Here is a 4,538-nt window from a genome sequence, read left to right as displayed (position 1 = left end):
AGGGAGCTGCCCGCAGGCTGCGATCTTTTGATTCTGGCTTTAGATCCTGTGGCGATCCCATAAATCGAGCACACAAAAAAACGCCGATGACCCTTACTGGCCATCGGCGTTTTTTTTCATACCTTGAAGGGGTGGTTCAAGCGGCGGATCAGAACGCCGGCAGTACCGCGCCGTTGTACTTCTTCTCGATGAACGCTTTGACTTCAGGGCTGGTCAGGGCAGCGGCCAGTTTCTTGATGGCGTCGCTGTTCTTGTTGTCCTCACGGGCGACCAGGAAGTTCACGTAAGGCGAATCAGCGCCTTCGATCACCAATGCATCCTTGGTCGGGTTCAGCTTGGCTTCCAGCGCGTAGTTGGTGTTGATCATGTCCAGATCAACTTCCTTCAGCACGCGTGGCAGCAGGGCCGATTCCAGTTCCTTGAACTTGAAGTTGTGCGGGTTCTTGGCGATGTCTTTCGGGGTCGCCAGGGCGTTTTTCGGATCTTTCAGTTCGATCAGGCCCGCCTTCTGCAGCAGGATCAGGGCACGGCCGCTATTGCTGCCTTCGTTCGGGATGGCGATGGTCGCGCCGTCAGGCAGATCAGCCAGTTTCTTGTACTTGCTCGAGTAGCCACCGAACGGTTCAACGTGCACGCCTTGCACGGTCACCAGGTACTTGGCCTTGTCGTCCTTGTATTTGCCGGCGTTGAAGCTGTCCAGGTAAGGCTTGGTCTGGAAGTAGTTGGCATCCAGACGCTTCTCGCCCACCTGCACGTTCGGCTGCACGTAGTCGGTGAAGACCTTGATTTCCAGATCCACGCCTTCTTTGGCCAGGGTCGGTTTGATCAGCTCGAGGATTTCCGCGTGTGGCACCGGAGTCGCCGCCACCACCAGTTTCTCGCCGGCCTGGGCCAGGGAAGCAGTCAGAGCAGCCGCCAATGCGGTAAACAACAGAACCTTTTTCATGCAGTGTCCTTATCGAGAATCACGGTCGCGAATGGCGACGGCTATTAATACCAGTGCCAGTGAAGTGCTATCTCTGGCGTGAAGCGGACAATACCGGGATTTTTTATTCCCGGACAATAACGTTTATTCACGTTGATATTCCATTTTGTTCATACACGCGAGATAGCCATGCAGGCGCTGCCGCAGGCAGCGATCTTTTGATTTTCAATGGTTTAAAAGTGCTGAAAGCAAGATCAAAAGATCGCTGCCTGCGGCAGCTCCTACACGAGGCCTGCGTTTTTCAGTAACTGCTTTAGCGACTGCTGATCGGCAGCGGTGCCATTTTCCAGGATTTGTTTGATCTGGCTTTCGATCTGCACCAGCGTCTGTGGCAGGTTCAGGTGCTCCGGGAGGATTTCCTCGCCGGTGCTGACCAGCAGCGCGAAGTGAATGACGTTTTCCAGCTCGCGGGTGTTGCCCGGCCAGCTGTGCCGTTCCAGCAGGTGCTGCGCGGCTTCGCTGATCAATGGCACCGGCAGATCCAGACGCTGGCTGTAGATGCCGAGAAAGTATTCGGCCAGCGACAGGATGTCGCCGATCCGTTCGCGCAGCGCCGGCAATTCCAGTTGCCCTTCGCTGAGGTAGTGATAAAGCCGTTCGTGAAATTTCCCCGCGTCCACCGCTTGTGCCAGATCGATGCTGGTGGCCGCTACCAGCCGTACATCCACCGGGCTTGGCTGATGGGCGCCGACGCGGGTGACTTCATGATTTTCCAGGGCGGCGAGCAGTTTGATCTGGATCGGTAGCGGCAAGTCGCCAATCTCGTCCAGATACAACGTGCCGCCGTTGGCCGAACCGAACCAGCCGGCACGACTGCTGGCCGAACCGGTGTAACTGCCGGCGGCATAGCCGAACAGCTCGGCATCGGCGTAGGTCGGGCTGATCGCGCCGCAATTGACCGAGACGAACAGACCGCTGCGATCACTGGCGCGGTGGATGTGGCGCGCGAGCAACTCTTTACCGGTGCCGGTCTCGCCACGGATCAATACCGAGATTGTCCGCGGTGCCAGGTGCTCCAGCTCCTCACGCAGCTGCCGCGAACGCGGATCGACGAAGACCAGCGCCTTGGCACGGATGCTCAGGGGACTTTTTTCCGCATCGGGAAAGGTCAGCAACGGCTGACCGAACGCTTCAAAACTCATGGCAGACTCCCGCCCACAACCGCCGGGAGACGGGGGCGATCAAAAAGAAAAGATACCACTCAAGCGCGACGCCGCGCGTGGAGTTCCAGGCGGTTTTGCAGGCGATAGAGGTAAGCGAAACCCTGCTCCCAGCGCTGGTGCCCGGACTTGACGTTGATGTGCCCGGCCCCGGCGAGAATCCCCGCTTCGGCGCCCCAATGACGCGCCAGCTCCAGCGCGCGTGGCGCGCTGACGGCGGCGTCGTTGTCGGAGGCGACGACCTGACTGGGGAACGGCAGCAGGTCAGTCGGGATCGGTGCAAAATTACGCAGCGCCGGTGCGCAGGACGGGCGCTCGACGTCGGCCGGCGCGACCAGCAACGCCCCGCGCACCTGCCGCAGGTATTGCACGGGGCGCGGTAGCCGCCCAATGCGCAACGGTGACGCAGCCGAGGCTGTGGGCAATCAGGATCACTGGCGTGCTGTCGGCGGCAATCGCTTCGGCCAGCGCCGCGACCCAGTCTTCACGGCGCGGTGTCAGCCAGTCGGCCTGCTCCACCCGGGCGCTGTTGGGCAGGCTGTTCTGCCAATGGGTTTGCCAATGATCTTCTGGCGATCCTTGCCAGCCCGGCACAATCAGGTAACGGATTGATTCGTTGCGCATGGGGGAGCTCTCCTGCGTCGTGTCTGTTCCTGATCGAGTATAGGGACGGGATTTATATTCGTTAAGGAATAAGAAGCTATTTATTAAGACCAAAAAGAAATATAAGTCACCTTTGTGTAGGAGCTGCCGAAGGTGCGATCTTTTGCTCTTGTTCTTAAAATCAAAAGATCGCACCTTCGGCAGCTCCTACAGGGGTAGTTTTTGCGAGATAAAAAAAAGGGCCGCACCCTGCCAAGGAGACGGCCCCGGAAAAACGTAAATCCTGTTACCGCGCCGTGATCACCGACAACTTGGTAATCCCCGCCCGCTCGATCGAAGCCATGGCCCGCGCCACTTCGCCGTAGTTCACCCCGTCGTCGGCCTGCAGTTGCACGCGGACTTCCGGGTCTTTCGCCTTGGCTGACTTGAGGTTGAATTCCAGCAGGTCCGGCTGGATTTCATCCTTGTTGATAAACAGTTTGCCGGCACCGTCGATGCTCACCACCAGCGGATCTTTCTGCTCGACCGGCGCCACCGCTTCGGTCTTCGGCAGATTGATCGGGATCGCATTGGTCAGCAGCGGTGCGGTGACGATAAACACCACCAGCAGCACCAGCATCACATCCACCAGCGGCGTCACGTTGATCTCGCTCAGCACCTCGTCGCTGTCTTGCGTGGAGAAGGCCATATCAGGACGCCTCCTTCACTTTTGTCGCGTTGCCCGGTGCCGACACCTTGTTTGCAGTCGGGTGGATCAACACGCGGAACGCACTCTTCTGCGCCAGGCTGTAGAAGTCGTGGGCGAAGTCATCCAGATCCGCCGCCGTCAGTTTCAGACGCCGCAAAAAGTAGTTGTAAACCAGCACCGCCGGCACCGCGACCGCGATCCCCACACCGGTGGCGACCAGTGCCGCACCGATCGGACCGGCGACTGTTTCCAGGCTCGCCGAGCCTGCCGCGCTGATGCCCTTGAGCGCTTCCATGATTCCCCACACCGTGCCGAACAGGCCAATGAACGGCGAGGTGCTGCCAATACTCGCGACCACCGCCAGACCGGTTTCCAGCGAACGCCGTTCGCGCACGATCTGCTGGCGCAAGGCTCGCTCCAGGCGATCCTGATGGTTGATCGCCTGGCTCAGATCATTGGCCTGCGGCGCCTCACCCACCTGAATCGCCGCGTAACCGGCCTGTGCCACCCGGGCCGCAGCGCCGGGTTGGGTTTCGCTCAACTCAGCGGCGGAGTCGAGACTCGACGCCGCCCAGAAGCGTTTATGAAACTTGCGATCCTGCGCCTTCAGACGACCGAACTGCACAGCCTTGAGCAGCGCCAGTCCCCAGGTGGCAACGGAAAAAACCACCAGCAGCCAGATCACCGCACTTTCGATGGATTCCAGTGGAGAGGCCAGTAACGTCATGATGTGTTCCCTCGTGTAAACATTTAGCGCGAATAGGTTTCGGTTTAATGAATCTTGAAATCGATGGGCACGCTGACCCAGCCGTCCTGGGCGACATCACCCTGCCTGGCCGGGACGAAGCTCCACTGTTTGACGGCGTTGAGCGCTGCGTCGTCGAGCTGCTGCCGGCCACTGCTTTTCTGAATCTGGATCTCGCCCGGTTTGCCGTTGGCCAACACGTGCACCCGTAGCAATACCGTGCCTTCCCAGCCGCGACGCTGGGCCAGCGATGGATACTCCGGCGCCGGGTTCTTCAAATACGCGGCGTTGGCCGAGGCCGGCGTTACCGGAGCCGGAGCCGCGGGTGCAGGTGGCGCTGGGCGCAGCGACCGGGGC

General features: G+C 59.8%; 5 protein-coding genes and 1 pseudogene. All 6 read right to left on the bottom strand.

Translation table 11 applies throughout. From position 1 onward, the window contains the following. Positions 1-148 precede the first annotated feature (148 nt). The gene (locus HT737_RS16980; RefSeq protein WP_041071133.1) at positions 149-946 is read right to left on the bottom strand and encodes a MetQ/NlpA family ABC transporter substrate-binding protein; all 798 of its coding nucleotides are present in this window, start codon (positions 944-946) and stop codon (positions 149-151) included. A gap of 260 nt (positions 947-1,206) precedes the next feature. Continuing rightward, the gene (locus tag HT737_RS16975; protein WP_121183069.1) at positions 1,207-2,127 is read right to left on the bottom strand and encodes a sigma 54-interacting transcriptional regulator; all 921 of its coding nucleotides are present in this window, start codon (positions 2,125-2,127) and stop codon (positions 1,207-1,209) included. A 59-nt stretch (positions 2,128-2,186) separates the two neighbouring features. Continuing rightward, positions 2,187-2,769: pseudogene (locus tag HT737_RS16970) on the bottom strand (alpha/beta hydrolase). Between the two features lie 265 nt (positions 2,770-3,034). Continuing rightward, complete coding sequence (locus HT737_RS16965) at positions 3,035-3,436, bottom strand: biopolymer transporter ExbD (RefSeq protein WP_003220570.1); 402 nt, start codon at positions 3,434-3,436, stop codon at positions 3,035-3,037. A 1-nt stretch (position 3,437) separates the two neighbouring features. Then, the gene (locus HT737_RS16960; RefSeq protein ID WP_041071117.1) at positions 3,438-4,163 is read right to left on the bottom strand and encodes a MotA/TolQ/ExbB proton channel family protein; all 726 of its coding nucleotides are present in this window, start codon (positions 4,161-4,163) and stop codon (positions 3,438-3,440) included. A gap of 44 nt (positions 4,164-4,207) precedes the next feature. Continuing rightward, positions 4,208-4,538: energy transducer TonB (locus HT737_RS16955; RefSeq protein ID WP_182403368.1), on the bottom strand; the 331-nt coding region annotated here is incomplete at its 5' end.

Origin of the sequence: Pseudomonas sp. MD195_PC81_125, assembly GCF_014060985.1 — a bacterium.
Lineage (GTDB): Bacteria > Pseudomonadota > Gammaproteobacteria > Pseudomonadales > Pseudomonadaceae > Aquipseudomonas > Aquipseudomonas parakoreensis.
Note: the sequence above shows the minus strand (reverse complement) of the source record. Positions and strands in the feature narration are given on the sequence as shown.